Source organism: Pseudomonas sp. GW456-12-10-14-LB2, assembly GCF_002884345.1.
Taxonomy (GTDB): Bacteria; Pseudomonadota; Gammaproteobacteria; order Pseudomonadales; family Pseudomonadaceae; genus Aquipseudomonas; species Aquipseudomonas paraglycinae.
Genome location: NZ_POHV01000013.1, coordinates 41,591 through 67,079, shown reverse-complemented (window position 1 = coordinate 67,079; position 25,489 = coordinate 41,591). Strand labels below are relative to the sequence as shown.

22 protein-coding genes are annotated in these 25,489 nt (G+C 61.3%); 6 read left to right on the top strand and 16 right to left on the bottom strand.

The window, feature by feature from the left end:
* Window positions 1-195 precede the first annotated feature (195 nt).
* The 9 genes from C1X29_RS11150 to C1X29_RS11110 form a co-directional block, all read right to left on the bottom strand.
* Window positions 196-3,789, bottom strand: coding sequence for a glycosyltransferase (locus C1X29_RS11150; RefSeq protein WP_102717455.1), 3,594 nt, complete (start codon window positions 3,787-3,789; stop codon window positions 196-198).
* A gap of 117 nt (window positions 3,790-3,906) precedes the next feature.
* On the bottom strand, window positions 3,907-5,478 hold the full coding sequence (locus C1X29_RS11145) for a flagellar hook-associated protein 3 (RefSeq protein WP_102717454.1): 1,572 nt from the start codon (window positions 5,476-5,478) through the stop codon (window positions 3,907-3,909).
* A 13-nt stretch (window positions 5,479-5,491) separates the two neighbouring features.
* Window positions 5,492-7,537 carry a flagellar hook-associated protein FlgK gene (gene flgK / locus C1X29_RS11140; protein WP_102717453.1) on the bottom strand — a complete coding sequence of 682 codons (2,046 nt, stop codon included), beginning with the start codon at window positions 7,535-7,537 and terminating at the stop codon, window positions 5,492-5,494.
* A gap of 21 nt (window positions 7,538-7,558) precedes the next feature.
* Window positions 7,559-8,851, bottom strand: coding sequence for a flagellar assembly peptidoglycan hydrolase FlgJ (gene flgJ / locus C1X29_RS11135; protein ID WP_102686027.1), 1,293 nt, complete (start codon window positions 8,849-8,851; stop codon window positions 7,559-7,561).
* Between the two features lie 11 nt (window positions 8,852-8,862).
* Window positions 8,863-9,951, bottom strand: a complete 1,089-nt coding sequence (locus C1X29_RS11130) for a flagellar basal body P-ring protein FlgI (protein WP_039765528.1) — start codon at window positions 9,949-9,951, stop codon at window positions 8,863-8,865.
* Window positions 9,952-9,978: 27 nt separating this feature from the next.
* A complete protein-coding gene (gene flgH, locus C1X29_RS11125; RefSeq protein ID WP_085605729.1) occupies window positions 9,979-10,674 on the bottom strand; it encodes a flagellar basal body L-ring protein FlgH in 696 nt (231 codons plus the stop codon).
* A 53-nt stretch (window positions 10,675-10,727) separates the two neighbouring features.
* The gene (flgG, locus tag C1X29_RS11120; protein WP_007958342.1) at window positions 10,728-11,513 is read right to left on the bottom strand and encodes a flagellar basal-body rod protein FlgG; all 786 of its coding nucleotides are present in this window, start codon (window positions 11,511-11,513) and stop codon (window positions 10,728-10,730) included.
* Window positions 11,514-11,558: 45 nt separating this feature from the next.
* Window positions 11,559-12,299, bottom strand: coding sequence for a flagellar basal body rod protein FlgF (locus tag C1X29_RS11115; RefSeq protein WP_007958343.1), 741 nt, complete (start codon window positions 12,297-12,299; stop codon window positions 11,559-11,561).
* 204 nt (window positions 12,300-12,503) lie between these two features.
* Window positions 12,504-14,066 (bottom strand): sigma-54-dependent phenylalanine hydroxylase transcriptional regulator PhhR, encoded by a 1,563-nt coding sequence (locus C1X29_RS11110; protein ID WP_011333015.1) that lies wholly within the window; start codon window positions 14,064-14,066, stop codon window positions 12,504-12,506.
* Window positions 14,067-14,346: 280 nt separating this feature from the next.
* On the opposite strand from C1X29_RS11110, the gene phhA reads away from it, so the two are divergent.
* The 6 genes from phhA to C1X29_RS11085 all read left to right on the top strand — a co-directional run bounded on the left by phhA (window position 14,347) and on the right by C1X29_RS11085 (window position 18,706).
* Entirely contained in the window at window positions 14,347-15,138 is a 792-nt protein-coding gene (phhA, locus tag C1X29_RS11105; RefSeq protein ID WP_011333014.1) for a phenylalanine 4-monooxygenase, read from the top strand.
* Between the two features lie 110 nt (window positions 15,139-15,248).
* Entirely contained in the window at window positions 15,249-15,605 is a 357-nt protein-coding gene (locus tag C1X29_RS11100; RefSeq protein WP_003222798.1) for a 4a-hydroxytetrahydrobiopterin dehydratase, read from the top strand.
* Entirely contained in the window at window positions 15,605-16,798 is a 1,194-nt protein-coding gene (locus C1X29_RS11095) for an amino acid aminotransferase (RefSeq protein ID WP_085683027.1), read from the top strand. Before C1X29_RS11100 ends, C1X29_RS11095 begins: the two co-directional genes overlap by 1 nt.
* Before the next feature lie 240 nt (window positions 16,799-17,038).
* A complete protein-coding gene (locus C1X29_RS29675; RefSeq protein ID WP_256584349.1) occupies window positions 17,039-17,170 on the top strand; it encodes a hypothetical protein in 132 nt (43 codons plus the stop codon).
* A 73-nt stretch (window positions 17,171-17,243) separates the two neighbouring features.
* Window positions 17,244-17,423 carry a hypothetical protein gene (locus tag C1X29_RS11090; RefSeq protein WP_007958348.1) on the top strand — a complete coding sequence of 60 codons (180 nt, stop codon included), beginning with the start codon at window positions 17,244-17,246 and terminating at the stop codon, window positions 17,421-17,423.
* A gap of 95 nt (window positions 17,424-17,518) precedes the next feature.
* A complete protein-coding gene (locus C1X29_RS11085; RefSeq protein ID WP_173892722.1) occupies window positions 17,519-18,706 on the top strand; it encodes an MFS transporter in 1,188 nt (395 codons plus the stop codon).
* Here C1X29_RS11085 and arfB read toward each other — a convergent pair.
* The 7 genes from arfB to C1X29_RS11050 all read right to left on the bottom strand — a co-directional run bounded on the left by arfB (window position 18,703) and on the right by C1X29_RS11050 (window position 25,488).
* Window positions 18,703-19,116, bottom strand: coding sequence for an alternative ribosome rescue aminoacyl-tRNA hydrolase ArfB (arfB, locus tag C1X29_RS11080; protein WP_011333010.1), 414 nt, complete (start codon window positions 19,114-19,116; stop codon window positions 18,703-18,705). The genes C1X29_RS11085 and arfB overlap by 4 nt on opposite strands.
* Before the next feature lie 21 nt (window positions 19,117-19,137).
* Window positions 19,138-19,833 carry a pentapeptide repeat-containing protein gene (locus tag C1X29_RS11075; RefSeq protein ID WP_102717452.1) on the bottom strand — a complete coding sequence of 232 codons (696 nt, stop codon included), beginning with the start codon at window positions 19,831-19,833 and terminating at the stop codon, window positions 19,138-19,140.
* 108 nt (window positions 19,834-19,941) lie between these two features.
* Window positions 19,942-21,357 carry an amino acid permease gene (locus C1X29_RS11070; protein ID WP_085747141.1) on the bottom strand — a complete coding sequence of 472 codons (1,416 nt, stop codon included), beginning with the start codon at window positions 21,355-21,357 and terminating at the stop codon, window positions 19,942-19,944.
* Window positions 21,358-22,205: 848 nt separating this feature from the next.
* The gene (gene rluB / locus C1X29_RS11065) at window positions 22,206-23,423 is read right to left on the bottom strand and encodes a 23S rRNA pseudouridine(2605) synthase RluB (RefSeq protein ID WP_085747142.1); all 1,218 of its coding nucleotides are present in this window, start codon (window positions 23,421-23,423) and stop codon (window positions 22,206-22,208) included.
* A gap of 153 nt (window positions 23,424-23,576) precedes the next feature.
* Entirely contained in the window at window positions 23,577-23,768 is a 192-nt protein-coding gene (locus C1X29_RS11060) for a DUF1289 domain-containing protein (protein ID WP_007958358.1), read from the bottom strand.
* Between the two features lie 2 nt (window positions 23,769-23,770).
* Window positions 23,771-24,778 (bottom strand): SMC-Scp complex subunit ScpB, encoded by a 1,008-nt coding sequence (scpB, locus tag C1X29_RS11055; protein WP_102717451.1) that lies wholly within the window; start codon window positions 24,776-24,778, stop codon window positions 23,771-23,773.
* A gap of 11 nt (window positions 24,779-24,789) precedes the next feature.
* Window positions 24,790-25,488, bottom strand: coding sequence for a ScpA family protein (locus C1X29_RS11050; RefSeq protein WP_170844946.1), 699 nt, complete (start codon window positions 25,486-25,488; stop codon window positions 24,790-24,792).
* Window position 25,489 lies beyond the last annotated feature (1 nt).

The following is a 25,489-nucleotide window of genomic DNA, read 5'->3' as shown; positions in this document are numbered from 1 at the left end:
GAATCTGTCCCTGCGTGCGTGGCGATCACACCCCGCCACGGCCCACTGATAAATCGCGGAATACGTTGATATCGACAGGGAAAAACCAAAGCTTTAATCCGCGCACACATTCGTCGGCATTTAATGTAAATACGCATTTCACGGCCGAAAAAAAAGCGACCTTCAGGTCGCCTTTTTTCGGTTGTCGAGCGCGGCTCAGTCCGCCAGCCAGCCATATTCCCAATACCGCAGGTTATCGCCGCGCAGCACGTAGTCACGCAGGACTACCTCGCGCAACTCGTCACCCATTCGGTAGCTGGCATCCGGGTCGGCCAGGTGCATGCGGATCGCCTGCAGCCACTCGTCCGTGCTGTTGGTCTTGATCCGGGTGCACGGCAGATAACCGCGATACGCTTCGGTGTCCGTGCAAATCACCGGATAACCGCAGGCACCGTATTCCAACAGCCGCAGGTTGCTTTTGCAGTCGTTGAATACGTGGAACTCCAGCGGCGCCAGGGCCAGGTCAAGGTTCAGGCTGGCCAGTTTCGCCGGGTAGATCTCCAGATCGATCACGCCGTGGAATTCATGCATGTACGGAAGCAGATCGTCCGGGCACATGCCGAAGAAAACCCAGTCGACTTCGTCGGCCAGCTCGCGCACCACATCGGCGATGACGGCCAGGTCACCGTGGTGACTGGTACCGCCACCCCAACCGACCCGCGGTTTTTTCGAGGTGCGGCGCTGACTGCGCAAGTGACTCCACAAGTCCTTGGACAGCATGTTCGGTACGACACGAATGTCGTGATGCATGTCCGACAGCACGTTAGCCAATGGCTGGGTCGACACGACCACTCGATCACACAGACCAATGGCGCGTCGCACCATACGCTCCATGTCCTGCTTGCTCGGCATGTTGCGGATATGCGCATTGCGATGGGGAACGTCGATGACATAGTCATCGAGCTCGAAGATGCGCCGCGCATTGAAATACTTTTTCAGCGGCGGGATTTCATCGATGGCGTGTTCCGAATAGCGCCCTTGCAACACGATCACATCGGGCGACTGACGCTCGATATCGATGATCGACGGCAAGCCGTAGCAAATGCGCCCCTCGACCCGGTTGGCCGCCTGCAGCTCGATCATCGGCTGACTCATGCGGTAGTGCCCGATGGCAGAGGCGTTGATCGGCACCACCAGCACATTCGGCAACTGCGCCCTGGAAAAGGCACTCCACCCAGTACGCAAGCCAGGTTCCAGACTGAAGTTGGTGGCACCCACACCCTGCAGCGTCAGGTTGGTGTTGTAGGCCGGGTCGCGTGCAATGGTCGGCAACCAGCGCTGGTAGAACGTGTCCCTTTCCTCGGCGAGCAGCGCTTCGTCTTCCGCCGTCGCCGCAGCGCTTGGGCGCGCGCCCACCGCCAGCACGGCATGGGGACTCATCACCACCAGGTAGCCTTCGCGGCCAACCCGCAAGCACAGATCCACGACATTCAGCGACTGCTTCAGGTCCTGCTCGTCGAGCCCGCCCGCAGCGTCGAAAACCGACTTGCGAATCATCAGGCAATCGCCGCCGACAGCACTCAGGTTATGGACCGCCTGCAGGCGGAACATGTACCCGTCCGACTGCATGGGCTGGCCATAGAACGGCAGCCCGACCGGCCCGTTCAAACCGAGAATCAGGCCAGCATGCAGCACCCCGCCGTCGGGATTGAACAGCTTGGCACCGACCACCCCGACTTCCGGGCGCTGCGCATGGTTGAGCAGTTCATCGAGCCAGTCGGCCTGGGTAATCACCGCAAAGGCGTTGAGCAGCAACACATACTCGCCACGCGCCTGGCTGATCACAAAGTTGTGCACAGCGGCGGCATTGCCCTGTTGCGGATAGCTCAGCACGCGGATCCGGTCGCTGCCCAGTTGCGCCATGCCGTCCAGCCATACCCGCGCTTCAGCGCTTTCGCTGCCGTTGTCGACCAGCAGCAATTCGTACTCGGTATAAGCGGTCTTTTCCAGCAGCGTTTCCACACAGCGCTGCACGGCAGCAGTCTGGTCCTGAGTGACAATGACCACCGACACCAGCGGGCGTCGGGCATGGTGATAATCCACGCGATTCAGCAGCTCGCTGCCACCACGACGGATTTCATGGACAATCCCCAGCCGTTGCAGATGCGCTTCGAGAATTCGTGGACTTTGCGCAACGACACCCGATTCGGTCAGCCATTGGGAAAGATCGAATTTGGACTCCAGCAGCACTTCAGCAATGTGTCCCACAACGTTCAGGCCGTCGCTCTCGACCATCCGCCACAGCACATCATGGGGTGCCAGCTCGGCAAACGCCGGTGCAAAGCCGCCGAGCGCCAGAAAGCGCTCGCGCTTGAACGCCAGGGCGCGCCCGACGTAGGGATAACTGCGCATGAGATCCAGATTGAAGTCCGGCTTGAACGCAGGCTCCGCCGATTCGCCGGTGCGCAGGCTACCCTCGTCGCTGTAAAGACAGGTCAGGGTCTGGCTGTGCGCGATCCGGTCGGCCATGACCAACAACGCCGGCGCAACGAGGCAATCACCTGGCTGCAATAGATAGAACCAGTCGGCGCCTTCGAGCTGCGGCAGCAGTGTGTTGATCTGTTCCAGTCCGTCATCCTGCAACGGCATGTGAAACACGCGCCCGTCGAGGGTCGCCTCGTGACACGAAACGGACAGCACCAGGATCAGTTCCGGCGGGTAATCCTGGGCAGCGAGCGCCTCCAGTGTGCGCTCCAGACCATCGCGACTGCCCTGCCGGTCAATGATGATCGGCACAATCCGCGGCTGCTGCGGCCAGCTGGCAAGCGTTTCCGGCAACCAGTGGCGCTGCTGTTCGGTGAGCACCCGGCATGCCAGCCACTGCGCGTAGAGTTCGCCGAAGCTGAAGCTGTTGACGCCTACGCCCCATTCCTGACGGCTCTGTTTGGAGCCAAGGGTTCGGCTCAGGGGCAGCTCTTGCCACACCCGGGGCGACTCTTCGACACGGGCCAACGGAACATAGCGCACCCACCCCGGCGCAGGCGCCGACTCACCACTGCGCGCCTTGAGCATTTGCGAAATCCATTCGCGCTCGACTTCTGCCGCATCCTTCATCGGTTGTTGCGCACTCAAACGCTCCGGGTAAAGACGTTCGGCGCTGAGTACGTTATTGGAAACCGCCAGATTGCCACGCCGCAGCAGACAGACATACAGGGCAAAATCCAGCGTCGCGACGAAGCAGGCACCCTCCTCGGTCAACGCCGGCAAAAGCTCGACAACGTCGGCGCGGCGCATCAGCGCACTGCTGAATCCACCGAGAACGTTGACCGGGAATTTTTCAAAGATGCCCAGGACATCGTCGCCCTTGAGCAGTGCACTGACTGGCGACAACGGGGTGTTTTCAATACGCGCCGGCAGAATGATGTCGTTGGCATCCCAGAGCAGACGCTGAGCCACCACCAGGCTGACTTCGTCATGCCGCATTTCGTGGACCTGCTGCTCGATGCAAGCCGAATAGAGCAGATCGTCATCGCACAGGAACTTGATGAATTCGCCCTGCGCCTGCTCAAGACAGACCTTGAGGTTGTCGACCAGCCCCAGCGTCCGTGGATTGCGCACGTAGCGTACGGCCACGCCTGTCTGCTCGCTCACTGACGCTGTGATGTCCTGGATCTCGTTGCCGCGATTGTCATCGCACACAATGATTTCGAGATTGCCGTAATTCTGGCTCACGGCACTGTTCAAGGCCCGTTCGAAAAAACGCGGATTGAAGGCGGGGATGACGAGGCTGACAAGGGGGAGTGAATTCACGGCGGACTCGCAAGCGGCGGGAACCCGCCCGGAACAGCGAGCCCTTTGAAACCGCAAAAAAAGACGATTGATACAGAGCGGTCAGAGCAAGCGGGCGCTTGCGCGCCCGCTCAGGCTTCAGATCTTGTTGAACAGGCCCAACTGAGAGATTTTGCTGAACGCCAGTTGCGAGGCCTGCAGCATGGTCTGCTGCAAGGTCAGGCGGGTCATCACTTCGGCCGGATCCGAATCACGGATCGTGCCCTGAGTGGTGGAGTTTGCCAGCTGCAGGCTCTCGTTAGTGGTGTTCTGGTCATCCAGCGACAACCCACGGGCACCGATGGACGTCACCGCGCTGCCGATCTGATTGGCGGCGCTGTCGATGTTGCCGAGGCCGGCTTCCATGGCACCCTGGAATTTCTGCTTGGCCACCGGATCACCGTCGATCGGGGTGTTCAGCGCCGTGACCATCTGGCCCAGGGTGTCGAGCACGTTCTGGGTCTGGTGATTGTTGGACTGGATCGAGAACTGGTCACCGGCCGCCGGCGTACCACCGAGGGCGAAGGTCACGCCCGCTGCCGTGGCGTTGCCGCCAGCCACGGTACCCGACGAGATCGGCTTGCTGTCGGCAGTGACAGGCGCCGCGTACAGGTCGAACGCGGTGGCGCTGGTGAACTTCAGGACTGCGCCGCCACCCGACGGGAAAGCCGCGTCGTAGGCTGCCTGGTTGGTCACGCTGGAACCGGTGATGACCGCGGTCGACGGGTTGCCCGGGCTGCGCGAAGCGGTGAACGAGTCCGGCGAAGCCGACAGCTGGAAGCTATGACCGGCAATGACCGCGTCCGGGTTGGTATCGCCAGCCTTGAGGTTGATGTTCAACTTCATGTCGACGCCACGGAAGCTGACCGTCTGGTTGGCGCCGTTGCTGTTGCTGATCAGACCGTTCTGGCTGGCCTCGGAAGTCACGTCGTTGCCCAGGGCATCGGTGATCTTCAGCTGAGTGCTGCTGATGAAGTCCACGGTGTAAGGCTGACCGGCCGTAAACTTGGCGTTGTAGGTGGCGGCGGTGCCGACCGTACCGTTGGTCAGCACCACGCGACCGTCATCGACGGCCGGAGCCGTCATTGTGGTCTGGGTGCGGCTGGTGTTGATGGTCTGCTGGAACGCATCCCAACCGGTGGTGTTGGTGGCTACCGACAGGCCGTCACCAATGCCCAGGTTGATCTGGGTCTGGTCACCGTTGTAGGTGTAGGTGCCATCGGCGTTCTGCGAGTACGGCGCGGTATCGGTCTTCGAGCCGGAGAACAGGTAGTTGCCGTTGGCATCCTTGGAGTTCATCAGGCCCAGCACTTGTTGCTGGATCTGGCTCAGTTCGGCGGCGTAAGCCTGGCGGTCCTTATCGGTGGCGATGCCGTTGTTGGCGGCCAGACCGATTTCCTTCGCGCGCTGCAAAGCAGTGGTGATGGAGTTCAGTGTGGATTCCTGAACGGTCAGCGCGCTCTTGGTGGTGTCGATGTTGCCTTTGTACTGATCAAGCATCGCGGCCTGCTGACCGAGTTTCAGCAAGCGACCGGCGCCGATCGGATCGTCGGCGGCGGTGTTGATGCGCTGCAGGCTGCTGGCTTCGTTCGCGGTCGCGACAGCCTTGCTGTAGTTGCGCTGATATTGAGCAGCTTGCGTCGCGTAATACTGAGCGGTGGAAATGCGCATGAATTACGGCTCCTTAAAGACTGTTGATCAGCGTGGCGAAGGTTTCCTGCGCAGCTTTGATGATCTGCGAAGACGCTGTGTAGTACTGCTGATACTTGACCAGGTTGCCGGTCTCTTCGTCCAGGTTGACCTGAGACAGCGAATCACGCGCGCCCTGCGCCTGATCCAGAATGGCGGTGGTGGCCTCGATGTCGGACTTGCCTTGAGCGGCCTTGGTACCGACGTTGGTCACCAGCTTGTTGTAGGCGTCGGTCAGGCTGATGCCCTTGCTGCCCGAGCCGGTGTCCACGGTCTGCTTGGTCTGCAGACCAACCAGTGCCTGGGCGTTGCGGTTGTCCGAAGACGCCGCGCCGGTGAGGCTCATGGTGAAGGTTTCGCCGGCTTTCGGCGTCGCGCCCACGGTGGTCTGCACGGTGAAGGTTTTCTGCACGTTCGGCGTGACGCTGGTATCCATCACCGGTGCGCCGGTGGAGTCGACCATGCCGATCTTCAGGTTCAGGGTGTTAGCCTGCCCCGGCACGATGGTCCCGGTGCCGATGGTGTTGCCCTTGGCATCGACCATGTTGTACGACTGGCTGCCGCTGGCGACCGCACCGAACACCAGTTTGACCGGGGTCGAATACTTGAGCGCGTTCTGCAACTCGGCCTGGGAGGTCGGGTTGTAGATATCGATGGTGTCGGTCAGCGTCGGCTGGGTGTAGGTGCCGGAATTATTGGTGCTGGCCACGCCGGTCAACGGTGCCGCCGCCGCAATTTTCTTCGGGTCGGTGAGCACGGTCTGGATGCTCGAGGCCGCGCCACGGGTCGGAGTCACCTTGAAGGTGTCACCGGCGCTCAGAGCACCGCCATTAAGGGCCAGGGTGAAACCGTCGATCACCGGAGGCGGCGTGGTCGTGGTGCTGAACGAACCCATGTCGGTGCCGTCCGAGCGCTTGACCGTGTAGTTGGTCGCGCTGGTGAAGGTGACCTGGTAATCGTTGGTGGTCAGCTTGCCGGTGTCCTTGATGGTCACGTCAAGGTTGCCCGAACCTGCACTGTTGCCCGCCTGGGCAATGCTGCGCTGACTGATCAGCGCGGCACTGTTGATGTTGTTGAAAATCGCGGCGCCGAAGTCACCGTTCTTGTCGATACCCTGGGCTTGCTGGCGGTTGACCTGATCGGCGATCACCAGCGCCACACGACCCAGCTCATTGAGCGACGGGTCGAGCACTTCCTTGCGATAGTTCAGCAGACCGCCGATTTCGCCGCCACTGATCACCGAAGTGATGTCGATGGTGCTCGAACCGCGATCCATCTGGATGCCCATGCGCGACGGGTCATCCTTGCTCGGCACGGTGCTCAGGGTATTGGTGGTGTTACCGACAACCAGCGGCTGCCCGCTGCCGACGTAGACGTCGAAGCTGGTGCCGCGCTCGACGACCTGCGCGCCGACCAGCTGGGAGAGCTGGCGTACGGCTTCGTTACGGGTGTCGAGCAGATCGTTCGGCTGGCCGCCGCTGGTGGAAATCTCGCCGATTTTCTGGTTGAGATTGGCAATCGAGGTGGCCAGTTTGTTGACCTGGGCCGCCATGTCGCCAAGGTTGCCGTTGAGCGTGGTGTTCTGGTCGTTGAGCTGCTTGGCCAGTGCGTTGAAGCGGCTGGTCAGGGCTTGCGCGCCGGTCAGCACCGACTGACGGGAAGTGTCGTCGGTGGCAGAGGTCGATACGCCTTGCATCGAGGTGAAGAACTTCTGCAACACGCCGGTCAGGCCGGTGTTGGTGTCGGACAGCGAACCGTCCAGCGCTGTCGCCTGCGCGCCATAGGCGGCCGCTTCGCTGCTCAGCGAGGTGGCGGTGTGCAGCTGCGATTCGAGGTAGGAGTTGTACACCCGACGCACGTCGGCGAGGGTCGTACCGGTACCGATGAACACGTTACCGTACTGAATCGAGGACTTGGTGCCCTGCACAGTTTGCTGGCGTGAATAACCGGCGGTGTCGACGTTGGCAATGTTGTTACCTGTCACAGCCAGAGAGGAAGAACTCGCGTTCAACCCCGACATCCCGATATTGAGCAAACTCATGATTCAAACCTTACCTTGTGTTTATAAGGGCGTTGTTGGAACGCCGGCCGCAGCGTAGTTCTGATTGACCGTCATCTGCCTGGCAATCTGCGAAATCTTCGTCGCGTAGTTCGGGTCGGTCGCGTAACCGGCCTTCTGCAATTCGCGTACAAACTGTTCTGGGTTATCGGCCGACTTCAGCACATCTTGATAGCGATTATTGCTCTGCAGCAAAGTCACCAGATCGTGGAAGCTGTCCTTGTACGAGGCATAGGAACGGAACTCGGCCGTCTCCTTGACCATCTGCCCGTTGCGGAACTCGCTAGTGATCGCCCGGGCCGAATCGCCCTTCCAGTTGCTGCTCGCCTTGATACCGAACAGGTTGTGACTGCTGCTGCCGTCCTGGGCGCGCATGACCGATTTGCCCCAGCCGGTTTCCAGTGCAGCCTGAGCCACCAGATAACGCGGATCGACGCCAATGCGGGCGGCGGCTTCCTCGGCCATCGGCAGCATGGTGTTGACGAACTGGTCGGCATTGCTGAACGCGCGCTTGGCGGGTGCCAGCGGGATCTGCGCCATGGCTCGGCCGTAAATCTGCATCTGCCCGCCGGAAGCCTTGTCTGCCTCGGCACGGTCCAGCCAGTCGCCGTTGTACAGCGGGCCGGAACCGGTGACAGCGGCGGTCGTGGCGCGTTGCGGCAGTTGAGTGGCCGCTGCCGGCGTGGCCGACGGCACCAGACCTGCGAGCAAGCGATCCGCCAGTTTCGGCGGCAACGCCAGACGACGCTGGTTGATCATTTCCATGTCATTGCGATGGGTCAGTTCGGTGTTCGGCGCATGCACCGAACGCGACGCCCACAGTGGACGCTCGCCGTTGAGTCGCGACAACGGGCCATTGGTGGCCACGGTGCCGGCGGCAATCGGCGTGGCTACGGCAGCGGCCTTGGCTTTGGCTTCTTCCTGCTTGGCGGCGGATGCGGCCGCAGCCTCGCCCGGCGCCATCGGTTTGTTCTTCGACATCTGCTTGATCAGCACGTCGGCCAGACCGATACCACCGCCCTCGCGGGACATGGAAACCGCCAGTTGCTGGTCGTACATTTCCTGATACTGCTTGGCGGCCGGCGTGTTGAGCGGGTTGTCCTGGCCCAGCGCTTCGGTGGCCGAACGCATCGACTTGAGCATTTCACCGAGGAACAGCGATTCGAACTCCTGCGCAACCTTGCGCATGTTGCCGTCGCTGTTCTTGTCGCCGACCTTCAGCTGGTTCAGACGATTGAGGTCGGAGTACGAACCCGAATCGCTGCTGCTGACCAGACCGCTTTTGCGCATATCCATGGTCGCCGTCCTCAGATCACGATCAGGTCGGCTTGCAACGCGCCGGCCTGCTTCAGTGCTTCGAGGATGGCCATCAGGTCACCCGGCGCTGCGCCGACCTGGTTCACCGCCCGGACGATCTCGTCGAGAGTGGTGCCCGGGCCGAACTTGAACATCGGCTTGGCTTCCTGTTCGGCATTCACCCGCGAGCGCGGTACCACGGCGGTCTGGCCGTTGGACAGCGGGCCCGGCTGGCTGACGATCGGGTCTTCGGTGATGGTCACAGTCAGGCTGCCGTGAGTCACGGCGGCCGGCGACACCTTCACGTTCTGGCCAATGACGATGGTGCCGGTACGCGAGTTGATGATGACCTTCGCCACCGCCTGACCCGGATCGACTTCGAGGTTTTCCAGGATCGACAGGTAGTCGACGCGCTGGCTCGGATCGAGCGGTGCGGTCACACGGATCGAACCGCCGTCGATGGCCTGGGCCACGCCAGGGCCGAGCATGTCGTTGATCTTGTCGACGATGCGCTTGGCGGTGGTGAAGTCGGAACGGTTGAGGTTCAGCGTCAGGCTGTTGCCCTGGTTGAAACCGCTCGGCACCGAACGCTCGACCGACGCACCGCCAGGGATGCGACCGGCCGACGGAACGTTGACGGTGATCTTCGAACCGTCACGGCCTTCAGCGTCGAAACCGCCAACCACCAGGTTGCCCTGAGCGATGGCGTAGACGTTGCCGTCGATACCCTTGAGCGGGGTCAGCAACAGAGTGCCGCCGCGCAGGCTCTTGGAGTTACCGATGGACGACACGGTGATATCGACCTGCTGACCCGGCTTGGCGAACGCCGGCAGATCGGCACTCACCGATACCGCCGCAACGTTTTTCAGCTGCACGTTGCCCGATCCCGGCGGCACCTTGATGCCGAACTGCGAGAGCATGTTGTTGAAGGTCTGCAGGGTGAACGGGGTCTGCGTGGTCTGGTCGCCAGTGCCGTTAAGACCGACCACCAGGCCATAGCCGATCAACTGGTTGGAACGCACGCCGGAAATGCTGGCGATGTCCTTCAACCGTTCGGCTTGTGCATTGAAGGCCGCCGACAACAGGAACGCGGCCACCATGAGACTTCTGAAATTCAACGTAGCCACCTAGAAAGGGAACAGCGGGCTGAGGAAGAAACGGTCGAACCAGCCTGGCTGACTCGCATCGGCGAACGAACCGGTGCCCGAGTAGGTGATGCGCGCATCGGCGACCCGGGTCGAGGACACGGTGTTATCGGTGGCGATGTCATCGGCCCGCACGAGACCGGCGATCCGCACCAGCTCGTCGCCGGTGTTGAGGGTCATCCACTTCTCGCCACGCACGGCGATGATGCCGTTGGGCAGCACGTCGGCAACGGTCACGGTGATCGAGCCGGTCAGGGTGTTGCCCTGGGCGGCCTTGCTGTCACCTTTGGTCGCGCGGTCGCCTTCGTAGCTGGCGCTCAGGCTCAGGTCATTGCTGCCGATCGGGTTGTTGGTGGTCGCACTGCTGCCGAACAGCGACGTCAGACCGATGCCGGTCTTGCTGTTCTTGGCCACCTGCGAGTTGGCGTTCTTGCTGGCCTGGGTCCTCTCGTTCAGGGTGATGGTGATGATGTCGCCGACCCGGAACGCCTTGCGGTCGCTGTACAGGTTCTGTTCGAAACCGGCCTGATAGATCGAGCCGTTGTTGGCGGCCGACGGCAACGGTGTGCGCGGCAACACCGGGGCGTAGTAAGGATCATTGGGCTTGGGCGTCGGAGCGACGCAGCCCGCGAGCGAGACGACCCCACTCAATGCCACAACAGATACAAAGCGCTTCATGACCCTTACCTCACGGTGTTGCAGGCGACCTCATGGCCGCCTCATAGACTTGATTACAGATTCTGCGTTACGAACGAGAGCATCTGGTCGGCGGTGGAGATCACCTTGGAGTTCATCTCGTACGCGCGCTGGGTGGTGATCATGTTGACCATCTCTTCCACGGTGCTGACGTTGGAGGTTTCCAGGGTGTTCTGCAGGGTGGTGCCGAAACCGTTCAGGCCCGGAGTACCGACTTGCGGTGCACCGGAAGCGGCGGTTTCCAGGAACAGGTTGTTGCCCACCGCTTGCAGACCGGCCGGGTTGATGAAGTCGGCGGTTTGCAGGTTGCCGATCACTTGCGACGCGGCGTTGCCGGCAACGGTGATCGACACGGTGCCGTCACGACCTACGGTGAAGGTCTGGGCGTTGTTCGGAATGACAATCGCCGGCTCCAGGGCGAAACCGCTGGCGTTGACGATCTGGCCGTTGGAGTCGAGGTGGAAAGTACCGTCACGGGTGTAGGACGTGGTGCCGTCCGGCTGCAGGATCTGGAAGAAACCGCGACCGTCGATGGCCATGTCCAGCGGCTGCTCGGTGGTTTGCAGGCTGCCGGCGGTGAAGTTTTTCTGGGTGCCGACAATGCGCACACCGGTACCCACTTGCAGACCTGACGGCAGTTCGCTGTCCTGGGTCGACTGGGCGCCTGGCTGACGCTTGATCTGGTACAGCAGGTCCTGGAACTCGGCGCGGTCACGTTTGAAACCCGTGGTCGACACGTTCGCCAGGTTGTTGGAAATGGTGGTCAGGTTGGTGTCCTGGGCGGACAGACCGGTTTTGGCAACCCATAGAGCCGGAAGCATTCGATTCTCCTCGTGCGCCTGTTTTACGGCGCGACGTTCTGATAATTAGCTGATCTGCAAGACCCGAGCCATGGCCTGGTCGTCGTCTTTGGCGGTATTCATCATCTTGACGTGCAGTTCGAACTGCTTGGCCAGGGCCAGCACCGACGTCATCTCTTCAACGGCATTGACGTTGCTCGACTCCAGGAAACCCGACACCAGTTTGACGTTGGCATCGGCCGGCGCAGGCTGGCCGTCCTTGGTGTAAATCGAACCGTCCAGGCCCTTGTTCATGTTCTTGATGTCCGGGTTGACCAGCTTGATCCGGTCGACTTCGGCCATGACGCGCGGCCCCTCGCCCATCGCACGGATGCTGATGGTGCCGTCTTCACCGACTTCCACCTGCTGCTCCGGCGGCACGGCGATCGGCCCGCCATTGCCCATGACCGGCATGCCGTTGCCGGCACGCAACACGCCGAGGGCATCGATGTTGAGGCTGCCGGTGCGCACGTAGCTTTCACCGCCATTAGGGTTCTGCACGGCGATCCAGCCGTTGCCCGACACGGCGACGTCGAGGTCACGGCCGGTCTGCACCAGCGAGCCCGGCGTGAAGTCGGTGGCGGGCCGTTCGCTCATGGCAAACGCACGCGCCGGAAAGCTGTCACCGAACACCGGCATCGAACGCGCCTGCTCCAGGTCGCGCTGAAAACCATTGGTGGAGATGTTCGCCAGGTTGTTGGCATGAGCCTTTTGCGCCAGTGCGTTCTGGCTGGCGCCGGTCATTGCCACATAAAGGTACTTGTCCACACTCTTTCCTCTGCATGCCGGACGTTTGCCGCCCACCGCTGTACTGCTGAGCCATAAGCAATTTGCAGACCAACTTTTTTCTGGCGGCCGAGGGCCCGGTAAACAAAGGACTTGAGGGATTTTGCGAGGATGAGGGAAATGTATCGAAGTCGAAAAACCGGCGGTGTCATGCCGCTTGGCGGCAAACACCCGATCCGGCCTTGATCACTCGGACGCGTCCTTGCCGACTTCGTACTCACGCAGCTTGTTGGCAATCGTGGTGTGCGAAACCCCGAGTCGCTTGCCCAGTTGTCGGCTGCTCGGATGTTCGGAATACAAGCGCTCCAGCACCGCCTTCTCGAAGCGCCCGACAATCTCGTCCAGCCCGCCTTCGAGGGAGAAATCGCCAAGCGGCTGACGCACGCCGTAATCCGGCAGGCGAATGTGCTCGGCCTTGACTGTGCCGCCGTCGCACAGCGAAACCGCCTGGAACAGCACGTTCTCGAGCTGCCGCACGTTGCCCGGCCAATGGTAGTGACTGAGCCGGTCCATCGCCGCCGGTGCCAGTTTCGGTAGCGGGCAGCCGATCTGCCGGCTGGCCTGATCGAGAAAGTGCTCCACCAGCGGCGTCAAACCGTCGAGGCATTCGCGCAGTGGCGGGATGTGCAGCGACAGCACGTTCAAGCGGTGATACAGATCCTGGCGAAACTCGCCTCGTGCGCACAACTCCGACAAGTCGACCTGGGTTGCGCAGATCACCCGCACATCCAGGTAAACCTCTTCATCGCTGCCCACCCGCCGGAAGCAGCCGTCCTGCAGGAAGCGCAGCAATTTCACCTGCAAGCGCGGGCTCATTTCGCCGACGCCATCGAGGAACAGCGTGCCGCCCGCCGTCAACTCCAGCAGCCCGAGCTTGCCTTCGGCGCGCGCGCCTTCAAAGGCACCGGGGCCGTAGCCGAACAGTTCGGTCTCGGCCATCGACTCCGGCAGCCCCGCGCAGTTGAGCGCCATCAACGGCGACTGTCCGCGCGGACTCGCCAAATGGCAGGCCCGTGCCAGCAATTCTTTGCCGGTGCCGGTTTCGCCTTCAATCAATAGCGGTGCATCCAGCGGTGCCATGCGCCGTGCTTCACGCACCACCGCCGCCATCACTTTCGAGCTCTGGAAGATGCTGTCGAAGCCACGCAACTCTTGTTTGCGCACGTTATAGATGCGCTCGCCGACGCGGTCCGCGCGGTGCAAGGTCAGCACGGCACCGGCCATGGCCTCGCTGTCGTCGTGTTCCGATTGCAGCGGCGCGATGTCGGCCAGAAAGATGTCGCCCTTGACCTTGACCCGCATGCCGTTGATTCGCGATTTGTTGGCGCGCACCAGTTCCGGCAGGTCGAAATCCTCGGCGTAACGCGACAATGGAATACCCGGTACCTCGTCCACCCGCACCCCGAGCAACTGCGCCGCCGCACGGTTGGCCGCCACGATGGAGCCGCCCATGTCGATCGACAGCACCGGAAACTCCAGCGCACCGAGCAGCGCATTCAACTCCATGTGCCGCCGCTCGCTAGGCATCAGCCCTACCCGCTTGACGCCGAACACCCCGGCAATCGCCTCGAACTTCGGTCGCAACGCCTGGAACTGAATGTTGATCAGGTTCGGGCAATGCAGATAGATCGCGTTGCCATGCTCACCGCCCACCTCGCCACGGGCGACGTTGATCCCGTACTCCACCAGCAGATTGAGAATGTCGCGCAGGATGCCGATGCGGTTCTGGCAGTGGACTTTGATACGCATATAAAGGCCCGAAACAGGTGAAGAGGCGGTCTGGCGCCGGAATTTTCTGCGCAGCGCGCAAGATAGTCGTCAAGATTATGTGACAGCCATCGGCCTTTTCAAACCCGACAGTCACCGCAAACACGACTTATCGCACGAAGCGTAACGAAAATTTTACGAATTAAAGAGACTTTTCCTACTCCAGCAGTCTTCAACCTGCTGCAACAACGAACGTTCCGGGGTATTTCTCAGTTCATCGCAGGACATAACAAGAACGAAATTCCCCTCGCAGGAGAGCAGTATGAAGCAGACGCAATACGTGGCCCGCGAGCCCGATGCGCAAGGTTTTATCGACTACCCCGCCGAAGAACACGCGGTGTGGAACACGCTGATCACCCGCCAGTTGAAAGTGATCGAGGGTCGCGCGTGCCAGGAATACCTGGACGGTATCGAAAAACTCGGTCTGCCCCACGACCGCATTCCGCAACTGGGCGAGATCAACAAGGTGCTCGGCGAGACCACCGGTTGGCAGGTTGCCCGAGTTCCCGCGCTGATCCCTTTCCAGACCTTTTTCGAATTGCTCGCCAGCAAGCAGTTTCCGGTGGCTACGTTCATCCGCACCCGTGAAGAACTGGACTACCTGCAAGAACCCGACATTTTCCACGAGATCTTTGGCCACTGCCCGCTGCTGACCAACCCGTGGTTCGCCGAATTCACCCACACCTACGGCAAGCTCGGCCTGCAGGCGACCAAGGAAGAACGCGTTTATCTGGCGCGCCTGTACTGGATGACCATCGAGTTCGGCCTGGTCGACACCCCGCAAGGCAAACGCATCTACGGTGGCGGCATCCTGTCTTCGCCGAAAGAAACCGTTTACTCGCTGTCGGACGAGCCCGAGCATCAAGCCTTCGATCCGCTGGAAGCAATGCGCACGCCGTATCGCATCGACATCCTGCAACCGCTGTATTTCGTCCTGCCGAACCTCAAGCGCCTGTTCGACCTGGCCCACGAAGACATCATGGCCATGGTCAAGCAAGGCATGCAGCTGGGTCTGCACGCACCGAAGTTTCCGCCAAAACCAAAAGCCGCGTGACCCGCGACTTTTGCTTACAAGTGAGTCTGTCCGTCGTCGCCACTTTGGTTTAGCGTGGCGACACTGACCGCCAATATAAAAAAACACCTTCAGATTTCAGGAAGTCCACCATGTCCACTTTGAACCAAGCCCATTGCGAAGCCTGCCGTGCAGATGCCCCACAAGTCAGCGATGAAGAGCTGCCGATCCTGATCAAGCAGATCCCTGACTGGAACATCGAAGTACGCGACAGCATCATGCAGCTGGAAAAAGTCTTCCTGTTCAAGAATTTCAAGCACGCGCTGGCCTTCACCAACGCCGTCGGCGAGATCTCCGAGGCCGAAGGTCACCACCCGGGCCTGCTGACCGAGTGGGGCAAAGTCACCGTGACCTGGTGGAGCCACTCGATCAAAGGCCTGCACCGCAACGACTTCATCATGGCCGCGCGCACTGACGAAGTGGCCAAGACCGCAGAAGGACGCAAGTAATGCACTTCGACGCCATCGGCCGGGTGCCCGGCGACCCGATCCTCGGCCTGATGGAGGCCTACGCGCAGGACTCCAACCCGCGCAAGTTCGACCTCGGCGTGGGCGTCTACAAGGATGCCCAGGGCCTGACGCCAATCCCCGAGGCGGTGAAAATCGCCGAGGCGCGTCTGGTCGAGAGCCAGGACACCAAGACCTACATCGGTGGCCACGGCAATCCGCTGTTCGGCAAGGTCATCAACGAGCTGGTGCTCGGTGCCGATTCGGCACTGATCGCCGAGCAACGCGCCGGCGCCACCCAGACCCCGGGTGGCACGGGCGCCCTGCGTCTGGCGGCAGACTTCATCGCGCAATGCCTGCCGGGCAAAGGCGTGTGGCTGAGCAACCCGACCTGGCCGATCCACGAAACGATTTTCGCGGCCGCCGGGGTCAAGATCAGCCATTACCCGTACGTCGGCAGCGACAACCGCCTCGACGTCGATGCGATGCTCGCCGTGCTCAATGAAGTGCCGAAAGGCGATGTGGTGCTGCTGCACGCGTGCTGCCACAACCCGACCGGTTTCGACCTGAGCCACGACGACTGGCAGCGGGTGCTGGAGGTGGTCCGTCGCCGCGATCTGCTGCCGCTGATCGACTTTGCCTACCAGGGCTTCGGCGACGGTCTGGAGCAGGATGCGTGGTCGACCCGACTGTTCGCCGCCGAGTTGCCCGAGCTACTGATCACCAGCTCCTGCTCGAAGAACTTCGGCCTGTACCGCGATCGCACCGGTGCGCTGATCGTCAGCGCGAAAACCGCTGACAAGCTGATCGACATCCGCAGCCAGCTGGCGCACATCGCCCGCAACCTGTGGTCGACGCCACCGGATCACGGCGCGGCTGTCGTCGCCACGATCCTCGCCGACCCGGAGCTGAAACGCCGCTGGGCCGACGAAGTGGAAGCCATGCGCCTGCGCATCGCCCAATTGCGCAGCGGTCTGGTGGAAGCGCTGGAACCGCACGGCCTGCGCGAGCGTTTTGCACACATTGGCGTGCAACGCGGGATGTTTTCCTACACCGGTCTGTCGCCGGAACAGGTGAAAAACCTGCGCGAGCATCACAGCGTGTACATGGTCAGCTCGGGCCGGGCCAACGTTGCCGGGATTGATGCGACGCGTCTCGACTTGCTGGCAGAAGCGATCGCCAACGTCTGCAAATAACTCCCCCTTGTCTTGATCGTTCCCACGCTCCGCGTGGGAACGATCTGGCGCACTCATCGCGAGCAGGCTCGCTCCCACATTTGCCCTGCGTCACCCTGTCGCACTTGTCTAGACAATCCCGCCCGTCGAAACAAATGGATTTAAAAATCTGTTTGTCACTTTTCCTGCTGTATCCTTCGCAGGCTTTCTGAAAGCGCGGATCTACCAGATCTATCAACAGACTTAGCGAGGAGCGCAACCATGCACGAGATTCCGAATCTCCCCTTCCCAAGCCTGCACGAAACTGAGCAGACGACCACGCAACAAGCCGGTGCCCAACAGCCCGAGCCGAAAGAAGCCGCCGACAGCCGTCCGGCCGACAGCGAAGAGTAAGCAACACCCGCCGTACAGACCGTGTGGAAAGCGCTAACATGCGCTTTCCACACTGCCTGAAACCTGAGCCGCCATGTCCAAAGAATTCGATGAACAACAGGCCGAGATCCTGATCGGTGCCACCGAGAAGATGATCGAGATCTGGAGCCGTCTCTCGCCCGAGAAACAGGCCGCCCTGCTCGCCCGTTTCGGCAGCGAGGAAAACGCGCTGGCCGCACTGGTCACCACGCAATTGGTCGCCCCGGCCAAATAGTTTTACTTTTCCCCGCTCCAGACGCGTCCGCATCGGTATCATGAGCAGCCTATCTATTCTGCTCTTCCCGTGGATCGTAATTCATGTCGTCCTCTATGCCAGAACCCCAGCGCCCCTTGGCGGTCACGCTGCAAGTCGTTTCCATCGTCCTGTTCACCTTCATCGGTTATCTGAATATCGGCATTCCGCTGGCGGTGCTGCCGGGCTACGTGCACAGCGACCTGGGCTTCGGCGCGGTCATCGCCGGGCTGGTGATCAGCGTGCAATACCTCGCCACGCTGCTCAGTCGCCCGTATGCCGGCAAGATCATCGACAACCAGGGCAGTAAACGTGCGGTGATGATTGGTCTGGCCGGGTGTGGCTTGAGCGGTGTGTTCATGCTGATTTCGGCGTGGACGCCCCACCTGCCGCTGCTGAGCCTGATCAGCCTGTTCGTCGGCCGTCTGGTGCTGGGCAGCGCTGAAAGCCTGGTCGGCTCAGGCTCGATCGGTTGGGGCATCGGCCGCGTCGGTGCCGCCAACACCGCCAAAGTCATCTCGTGGAACGGCATCGCCAGTTACGGTGCGCTGGCGGTCGGTGCGCCGCTCGGGGTATGGCTGGTCAGCCGTTTCGGTCTGTGGAGCATGGGCGTAAGCATTCTGCTGCTCGCCAGCCTGGGATTGCTGCTGGCCTGGCCGAAAACCGCCGCGCCGATCGTGGCCGGCGAGCGTCTGCCATTCATGCACGTTCTCGGTCGCGTCTTCCCGCACGGCTGCGGACTGGCGCTGGGCTCGATCGGTTTCGGCACCATCGCCACCTTCATCACCCTGTATTACGCCACGCAGCACTGGGATAACGCGGTGCTGTGCCTGAGCCTGTTCGGCGCCAGCTTCATTGGTGCGCGGCTGCTGTTCGGCAACCTGATCAACCGCCTCGGCGGCTTTCGCGTGGCGATTGCCTGCCTGTCGGTGGAAACCCTGGGTCTGCTGTTGTTGTGGCTGGCGCCGGACGCGCATTGGGCATTGGCCGGTGCGGCATTGAGCGGTTTCGGTTTCTCGCTGGTGTTCCCGGCGCTGGGCGTGGAAGCCGTGAACCTGGTGCCGGCCTCCAGCCGAGGCGCGGCAGTCGGGGCCTATTCGTTGTTCATCGACTTGTCGCTGGGGATCACCGGGCCGCTGGCGGGTGCGATTGCAGCGGGCTTCGGTTTTGCCTCGATCTTCCTGTTCGCCGCCCTCGCCGCGCTGAGCGGTCTGGCATTGAGCGTCTATCTGTACCGCTACACGGCGAAGTACCGCGAAGACTAGAAATCCACCTTGCCGCGCCCGGCCTTGATGCTGCCGCGCTTGGTTTTCGACTCGAGCCGACGCTTCTTTGAACCCAGCGTCGGCTTGGTTGGCCGGCGCTTCTTCTCGACCTTGGTGGCGCTGAGAATCAGCTCGGTCAAACGTTCCAGCGCATCGGCGCGATTCTGTTCCTGCGTGCGATATTGCTGGGCCTTGATGATCAGCACACCGTCGCCGGTGATGCGACTGTCACGCAGCGCCAGCAGACGCTCCTTGTAGAATTCGGGCAAGGACGAGGCCGGAATGTCGAAGCGCAGGTGCACGGCGCTGGAGACCTTGTTGACGTTCTGCCCTCCGGCGCCCTGGGCGCGGATGTACGTCAGCTCTATCTCGGCATCCGGCAGATGCACATTGTTGGAAATCACCAGCATGGAAACTCTACCTTCAAGTCGCTAAGCGACAGACAACCCCAGTTCGGACAACAGCATCGATGCCTGGGCCCGGGAAATCACCGCCCCTTTGAACAGTTTGGCATCGTTGAGCCGAAAGCCGCTCAAATCGGCACCGCGCAGGTCGGCATCGGTGAACCTTGCGCCATTGATGCGTGCATGCGCCAGACTGCACTCGACGAACTCGGCCTTGCGAAAGTCGGCATCGCTCAAGTCCGCATCGGAGAAATCCAGACCGTTCAACGTCGTGCGGGCGAACGACATGCCGCCCAGAAATGCGCTGTTGAGTCGGGTCTCACTGAACGACAGACCCAGGCTGGAGGTGTGACTGAAGTTGGCACCGGTCAGCTTGCAGCCGGTGAAAGCGACCTGCGCCAGTTTCGCCCGCTGCCAGCGTGTGTTGTTCAAATCGCAATTGCTGAACGAGGCCTCCAGCAATTGGGCCGCTTCGAACACTGCGTGGGCACCCCGACAGCCCTTCCATTGAGTCGCTTCGAGGCGAGCACCGAGAAATTGCGTGCGCAGCAGAATGCAGCGCTGGAAATCGGCGCGATCCAGCGTCAGTCGCGACAGATCGACATCGGTGAAATCCACCCCGATAAACCGCAGCGGCAAGCGCTGGGACGCGATCAACGCCTGCACATCATCACGCGTCAGCGCGTCTCCTTCGACCTCGTAGTGCGTTTGCACCTGATGCATGCCCGACTCCTTCGCGATTCAATTGGCGCCGGCAGTCTATCGTCACTTCGCGTAGGACCGGGCACAAAAAAGCCGGCGGAAGCCGGCTATTTTGTTGTCGTCCGTTGCCTACTTGGCCGCGGCCCCAAGCACCGCGCGTTGATCGCTGCGCTTGTTCTTGATCACGTAGCAGACCCACATGAACACCACCCACACCGGGATCGCGTACACCGAGATCTGAATGCCCGGGATCAGCAGCATCACGCCGAGGATGAACAGGACGAACGCCAGGCAGATGTAGTTGCCGTACGGGTACCACAGCGCCTTGAACAGCGGCTTCTGATTGGTCTTGTTCATGTGTTGGCGGAACTTGAAGTGCGAGAAGCTGATCATCGCCCAGTTGATCACCAGCGTTGCAACCACCAGCGACATCAGCAGTTCCAGCGCGTGTTGCGGGATCAGGTAGTTGAGCAGCACCGCCACCAGGGTCACGGCCGCCGACGCCAGGATCGAACGCACCGGCACGCCGCGCTTGTCGATCTTCGCCAGCGCTTTCGGCGCATCGCCCTGCTCGGCCATGCCCAGCAGCATGCGGCTGTTGCAGTAGGTGCCGCTGTTGTACACCGACAATGCCGCGGTCAGTACCACGAAGTTGAGGATGTGCGCAGCGGTGTTGCTGCCAAGCATCGAGAACACCTGCACGAACGGGCTGCCGCTGTAGGAATCGCCCGAAGCGTTGAGGGTTTCCAGCAGGCTGTCCCACGGGGTCAGCGACAGCAGGATCACCAGTGCGCCGATGTAGAAAATCAGGATCCGGTAAATCACCTGGTTGATCGCTTTCGGGATCACGGTTTTCGGCTTGTCGGCTTCGGCTGCGGTGAAACCGAGCATCTCCAGACCGCCGAAGGAGAACATGATGATCGCCATGGCCATTACCAGACCGCTGACGCCGTTCGGGAAGAAGCCACCGTGGGACCACAGATTGCTGACCGAAGCCTGCGGGCCGCCATGGCCGCTGACCAGCAGATAACTGCCCAGGGCGATCATGCCGACGATCGCCACGACCTTGATGATCGCGAACCAGAATTCGGCTTCACCGAAGACTTTGACGTTAGCCAGGTTGATCGCATTGATCAGCACGAAGAACGCGGCAGCAGTGACCCAGCTTGGGATCTCCGGCGCCCAGTAGTGGATGTACTTGCCGACCGCAGTCAGCTCCGACATGCCCACCAGGATGTACAGGATCCAGCAGTTCCAGCCCGACAGGAAACCGGCAAAACCGCCCCAGTATTTGTGCGCAAAGTGGCTGAAGGAGCCGGCCACCGGCTCTTCGACGATCATTTCGCCGAGCTGGCGCATGATCATGAAGGCGATGAAGCCGCAGATGGCATAGCCGAGGATCATCGACGGGCCGGCGGATTTCAGCACCCCGGCCGAGCCGAGGAACAATCCGGTACCGATCGCGCCACCGAGGGCGATCAGTTGAATATGGCGATTTTTCAGGCCGCGTTTCAGCTCGCCTGATTGCGAGTTTTGTCCACTCATGAAAAAGGTCTCACGCAAGGTTTGATGATGTTCAGTAGACGTTGCTGCAAGGTTGCGATTTCAGCCAACCTTGATCAAACCCCAGCGCAGGCACCAGGAATTCAGCTTTTTTACAACGGTCATGCGTCACCTGTTTGTTTTTATCTGTGACGAAATCGAACCCGACACGCTTGTGACGCGGCGGAGTGAACAAGGCGGATAAACCTTGAGGTTTGCGCGATTACGCAGAGGGTCACAGTTAAAACGCGGCGCATTGTACACCGCTAACCCCCTGCTGCCAGACCTCGCCGGATCAGCGTGTCGGTTGCCGGGATTGCATGTGTCCACCCCGGGAGGCCCGGGCGGCTGCAAAAATTGAGTCAGGCCTTTGCAGGCCATCGGCGTGGACGATGGAAAATCCGCCCCACGTGGAGAAGTGAAAATGGATATCGGCGTTCATTGCGCCTCCTTCTTGTTATGCACCTGCACGACAGGCATGCAGCGCATCTCACCTTCCAAACGTCGCTGAAACAAGCGCGCCAGAGCGCCGCGCAAGGCCCGGCGGGACTGGCTCCGGCAGATTTTCCTTACAGTCTGATAAAGACACCCGATTTAAGGGTCTGCGACGGCCTTTTCGTAAATATTCACTGACAGTGCGTAACGTAAAGTTTCCACTCCAGACCCATCGAAGCCCGGAGCAGCGATTGACGTTAGCTGACTAACTATTTGAAAGGCGTTAAGTTTTTTGTTTTAAAACAAGAAAAACACGCCTGAAAAAAGAAATAAAAAGTCCAAAAAAAAACGCCAACCCTAAGGTTGGCGTTTCTGTTTTTCAGCTTGAAGCTTGCCGCTCGAAGCTTACAACCGCGTTATTCCGGCTTCTTGCGACCGAAACCCGGACGCTGGCCGGAACCGGCCGGTGCGCCACGGCGCTTGCCCGACGGCTTGTCATCGTCAGCCAGCTTGATGCCTGGACGCTTCGGCGCCGGCTTGGCCGGACGCTTGGTGTCGGCTGGACGATCCGCCACCGGCGTACCGCGACCTTCGCCCCGCTCGGTACGGCCATTGGCCGGACGCGGAGTGCGTGGACCGCGCTCGCCATCCGGACGCGCTGCCGGCTTGCGGCCTGGACGCTCGCCTTCGATCTGCGGCTCGCGGACCGGACGTGGACCGGCGCCAATCGGTGCACCGTTGGCCGGACGCAGGGTGCGCACGCGCTCGGTACGGGCCATCGGACGCGACGACTTGCGCTGCATCCGGTCGAGCTTGTCTTTGCTCTTGGCGTTCAGTTGCGGCATGGCCACCGGGGTCAGGCCGACTTCGGCGCTCAGCACGTCGACTTCGTACTGGCTCATTTCGCGCCAGCGGCCCATCGGCAGGTCGGAGTTGAGGAAAACCGGGCCGAAACGCACGCGCTTCAGGCGGCTGACCACCAGGCCCTGGGATTCCCACAGACGACGCACTTCACGGTTACGGCCCTCCATCACCACGCAGTGATACCAGTGGTTGAAGCCTTCGCCGCCCGGTGCCTGTTGAATGTCGGTGAAGCGCGCCGGGCCGTCTTCCAGCACAACGCCGGCCTTCAGGCGCTCGATCATCTCGTCATCGACTTCGCCACGCACACGCACCGCGTACTCACGGTCCATCTCGTAGGACGGGTGCATCAGGCGGTTGGCCAGCTCACCGTCGGTGGTGAACATCAGCAGACCGGTGGTGTTGATGTCGAGACGACCGATGTTGATCCAGCGGCCTTCTTTCGGACGCGGCAGCTTGTCGAACACGGTCGGACGGCCTTCCGGGTCGTCACGGGTGCAGATCTCGCCATCGGGCTTGTTGTACATGATCACGCGGCGCACCGACTCGGCGGCTTCTTCGCGCTTGATGACTTTGCCATCAATGGTGATGGCGTCGTGCATGTCGACACGCAGGCCCAAGGTGGCGTCTTTGCCATTGACCTTGATGCGGCCGGCAGCGATCCAGGATTCGACATCACGGCGCGAGCCGACGCCGATACGGGCGAGGACTTTCTGCAGCTTTTCGCCTGCTGGGCCGATTTCCTGGTCGTCTTTCTGATTGATGTCACTCATCTGGGCACCTCCCGGTGTGGTCTGTTCAGCGGCGCTGAATGAGCCGCTGAGGCGTTGAAATCTGGGTTTTCGGGCGAAGGGATCGCCGAAGGGTCGCGAATCATACGCGGATGTGGCCGCGCGCGCATCACAGACTAGTCGATCAGGGCAAGGTTATTTCTTTTTCCGCCGACCGGTGGCCCCGAGCTTGATCAGACGCAGCGCGGCTTCGGCCAGCACAGTGCGCTTGTCGTCCTTGTCGAGTTTCTTCCAGGCCCGTATCTCGCGCTTGCTGCGGCCGCAGCCCAGACAGATGTCGTCGCTGAACTTGCAGACGCTGATGCACGGGTCTTTGGTCGAGCTCATGCTCAATCCTCGAACTCGCGACGTTCGGCTTCGATGGCTTCGGCCAGGGCGCGGGCCTCGGCTTCTTCTTCGCTCAACTCTTCCTCGGCGGCGGGTTCCGGTTCGGGCTGTTCAAGCCGGGCGACGGCGGCCAGCAGCTTTTCCCGGGCTTCGGCCACGCCGAGCACATCGTCTTCCTGCTCAGGCTCGGGCTCGAATTCAGGCTCATGCTCAAATTCAGTTTCGAACTCATCCTCAACCGGCGGCTCGACCGGATCGAACTCAACCCCGGTCGGCATCGATTCACCGCCCGCCCCGTCACGCAGCAAGTCGTCAAAGTCGGTCTTGATCCCCTCCTCCATGCTGTCCAGTTCCAGCAGAAGGGTGTGGAAACTGGTTTCTTCTTTCGGCTCTTCCGGCTCGGCACTGGCGTCGGCCAGCTCCTGCAAGCCCGGCGGCACCGGAGCGTCGTCGAAGTCGAGCACCGGATCCGCCTCGATTTCGCGCAACTCGGCCAGCGGCGGCAGGTCGTCAAGGTTCTTCAGGTTGAAGTGGTCGAGAAACGCCTTGGTGGTGGCGAACATCGCGGGTTTGCCCGGCACGTCGCGGTAACCGACGATGCGGATCCACTCACGCTCCATCAGCGTCTTGACGATGTTGGTGTTGACCGCCACGCCCCGCACATCCTCGATCTCGCCCCGGGTGATCGGCTGGCGATAGGCGATCAGCGCCATGGTTTCCAGCAATGCTCGGGAATAACGTTGCGGACGTTCTTCCCACAACCGGCCGACCCACGGCGCGAACTTCTCGCGGATTTGCAGGCGATAGCCCGACGCGACTTCCTTGAGCTCGAACGCCCGGCCTTCGCAGGATTTGCCGAGCAGGGTCAGGGCTTTCTTGAAGACCGGCGGTTCCGGGCGCTCGCCTTCTTCGAACAGTTCATAAAGGCGCTCGAGGGATTGCGGCTTTCCCGAGGCCAACAGAAAGGCTTCAAGCAGGGACGCCAGCTCGCGGGGTTCAGTCAGGTTCATATCGGGACTCGTTATTCGGCTCGGGCTCGCACGTGGATCGCGGCGAACGGCTCATTCTGCACCAGCTCGATCAGGGATTCCTTGACCAGTTCAAGGATGGCCATGAAGGTCACCACCACCCCGAGCTTGCCCTCCTCGGCGGTGAACAGCTCGACGAACGGCACAAACCCGCCGCCCTTGAGCCGCTCCAGCACATCGCTCATGCGCTCGCGGGTGGACAGCGCCTCGCGGCTGACCTGATGGCTTTCGAACATGTCGCCCCGGCGCAGCACTTCTGCCATGGACATCAGGATTTCTTCCAGCGCCACATCCGGCAATAGCTTGCGCGCGCGGGCTTCCGGGGCATCGAGCTTGGGCACGATCACGTCGCGACCGACCCGGCTCAGGCCATCGATGCCTTCGGCGGCAGCCTTGAACCGTTCGTACTCCTGCAGGCGACGAATCAGCTCGGCGCGCGGGTCGTCCTCTTCGTCCTCGACGGTTTCGGCCCGGGGCAACAGCATCCGCGACTTGATCTCGGCCAGCATCGCGGCCATCACCAGGTATTCGGCGGCCAGTTCCAGACGCACCGACTGCATAAGCTCGACATAACCCATGTACTGGCGGGTGATTTCCGCCACCGGGATGTCGAGGATGTTGATGTTCTGTTTGCGGATCAGGTACAGCAGCAGATCGAGCGGGCCTTCGAAGGCTTCGAGGAAGACTTCCAGC

Excerpts from the sequence above, each read along its gene's own strand:
- rluB (WP_085747142.1), bottom strand. The coding sequence starts at position 23,423 with ATGAGTGACATCAATCAGAAAGACGACCAGGAAATCGGCCCAGCAGGC.
- C1X29_RS11070 (WP_085747141.1), bottom strand. The coding sequence starts at position 21,357 with ATGAGTGGACAAAACTCGCAATCAGGCGAGCTGAAACGCGGCCTGAAA.
- C1X29_RS11085 (WP_173892722.1), top strand. The coding sequence starts at position 17,519 with ATGCCAGAACCCCAGCGCCCCTTGGCGGTCACGCTGCAAGTCGTTTCC.
- C1X29_RS11145 (WP_102717454.1), bottom strand. The coding sequence starts at position 5,478 with ATGCGCATTTCCACCGCTCAGTATTACGCGACGCAAGCTGCTCAATAT.
- flgJ (WP_102686027.1), bottom strand. The coding sequence starts at position 8,851 with ATGGATATGCGCAAAAGCGGTCTGGTCAGCAGCAGCGATTCGGGTTCG.
- C1X29_RS11110 (WP_011333015.1), bottom strand. The coding sequence starts at position 14,066 with ATGCGTATCAAAGTCCACTGCCAGAACCGCATCGGCATCCTGCGCGAC.
- C1X29_RS11075 (WP_102717452.1), bottom strand. The coding sequence starts at position 19,833 with ATGCATCAGGTGCAAACGCACTACGAGGTCGAAGGAGACGCGCTGACG.
- scpB (WP_102717451.1), bottom strand. The coding sequence starts at position 24,778 with ATGAACCTGACTGAACCCCGCGAGCTGGCGTCCCTGCTTGAAGCCTTT.
- C1X29_RS11060 (WP_007958358.1), bottom strand. The coding sequence starts at position 23,768 with ATGAGCTCGACCAAAGACCCGTGCATCAGCGTCTGCAAGTTCAGCGAC.
- flgH (WP_085605729.1), bottom strand. The coding sequence starts at position 10,674 with ATGAAGCGCTTTGTATCTGTTGTGGCATTGAGTGGGGTCGTCTCGCTC.
- C1X29_RS29675 (WP_256584349.1), top strand. The coding sequence starts at position 17,039 with ATGCACGAGATTCCGAATCTCCCCTTCCCAAGCCTGCACGAAACTGAG.
- flgG (WP_007958342.1), bottom strand. The coding sequence starts at position 11,513 with ATGCTTCCGGCTCTATGGGTTGCCAAAACCGGTCTGTCCGCCCAGGAC.
- phhA (WP_011333014.1), top strand. The coding sequence starts at position 14,347 with ATGAAGCAGACGCAATACGTGGCCCGCGAGCCCGATGCGCAAGGTTTT.
- C1X29_RS11090 (WP_007958348.1), top strand. The coding sequence starts at position 17,244 with ATGTCCAAAGAATTCGATGAACAACAGGCCGAGATCCTGATCGGTGCC.
- C1X29_RS11130 (WP_039765528.1), bottom strand. The coding sequence starts at position 9,951 with ATGGTGGCCGCGTTCCTGTTGTCGGCGGCCTTCAATGCACAAGCCGAA.
- arfB (WP_011333010.1), bottom strand. The coding sequence starts at position 19,116 with ATGCTGGTGATTTCCAACAATGTGCATCTGCCGGATGCCGAGATAGAG.
- C1X29_RS11100 (WP_003222798.1), top strand. The coding sequence starts at position 15,249 with ATGTCCACTTTGAACCAAGCCCATTGCGAAGCCTGCCGTGCAGATGCC.
- flgK (WP_102717453.1), bottom strand. The coding sequence starts at position 7,537 with ATGAGTTTGCTCAATATCGGGATGTCGGGGTTGAACGCGAGTTCTTCC.
- C1X29_RS11095 (WP_085683027.1), top strand. The coding sequence starts at position 15,605 with ATGCACTTCGACGCCATCGGCCGGGTGCCCGGCGACCCGATCCTCGGC.